The 938-nt window shown below is 65.9% G+C and carries 2 protein-coding genes; both read right to left on the reverse strand.

Going from position 1 to position 938, the window contains the following annotated elements:
- The coding region (locus EOC06_RS03245; protein ID WP_128307075.1) for a coproporphyrinogen-III oxidase family protein at positions 1-609 on the reverse strand (609 nt) is incomplete at its 3' end.
- Positions 606-938, reverse strand: a 333-nt coding sequence (locus tag EOC06_RS41555; protein WP_281062018.1) for a non-canonical purine NTP pyrophosphatase, incomplete at its 5' end; no start/stop codon positions are given. The genes EOC06_RS03245 and EOC06_RS41555, both read right to left, overlap by 4 nt.

Consider the following 938-nt stretch of genomic DNA (forward strand, 5'->3'; position numbering starts at 1 on the left):
TTCCTCGATGGTCAGCTGATAGAGCGACAGATGATCGGCGGCATGGCCGATCGCCTGTTCCAGCTCCGATGCCCAAGCCTCCGGCGTCTGGCCGGGGCGGGCGTAGATCAGGTCGAAGGATAGCCGCGGAAAAATTTCTCGCGCCAGGCCGATGGCATGCAGCGCCTCTTCGACATTGTGCAGCCGGCCGAGGAAGCGCAAATCCTTGTCGTTCAACGCCTGAACGCCGAGCGACACGCGATTGACGCCGGCCGCCCGATAGCCGCGAAAGCGTTCGGCCTCGACCGAGGACGGATTGGCCTCCAGCGTCACCTCGATGCCGTCAGGCACAGTCCAGTTCTTCGCCACGGCGTCCAGAACCCTGGCCACGGTTTCCGGCTTCATCAGCGAGGGGGTGCCGCCGCCGAGAAAAACGCTGGTCACCTCGCGCGGCCCGGTGCGCTCGCGCATCGTCGCCAGTTCGGCCTCGAAGGCGGCGGCAAAGCGCTCCTGGTCGACCGGCTGGTGGCGGACATGGCTGTTGAAGTCGCAATAGGGGCATTTGGCCGCGCAGAATGGCCAGTGGACATAGACGCCGAAGCCGGGCGCCCGGTCGAGCAGCATGCTCATGCCGAGCCCAATCTCGCCTCGGCGAATTTCTGGAAGGCACGCGCGCGGTGCGACAGCGCCGTGGCCTGGCCGGGCTTCCAGCCATGCTTTTCCTCAGCGCTCATCTCGCCGAAGGTTTTCTCGAAGCCATCGGGCAGGAACACAGGATCATAGCCGAAGCCGAGTTCGCCGCGCGGCGGCCAGACCAGCGTGCCCTCGGCCTCGCCGCGATAATATTCGGCCTCGCCGTCGGGAAACGCCAGGCAGATGACGGCGACGAAGCGTCCCTTGCGCTGTTGCGGCAAGGCCGCTCCGACTTCCTGCAGCGCCACTTCGGTGCGTTGCATGGC

The sequence above is a fragment of the Mesorhizobium sp. M7A.F.Ca.MR.362.00.0.0 genome, from assembly GCF_004023175.1.
Taxonomy (GTDB): domain Bacteria; phylum Pseudomonadota; class Alphaproteobacteria; order Rhizobiales; family Rhizobiaceae; genus Mesorhizobium.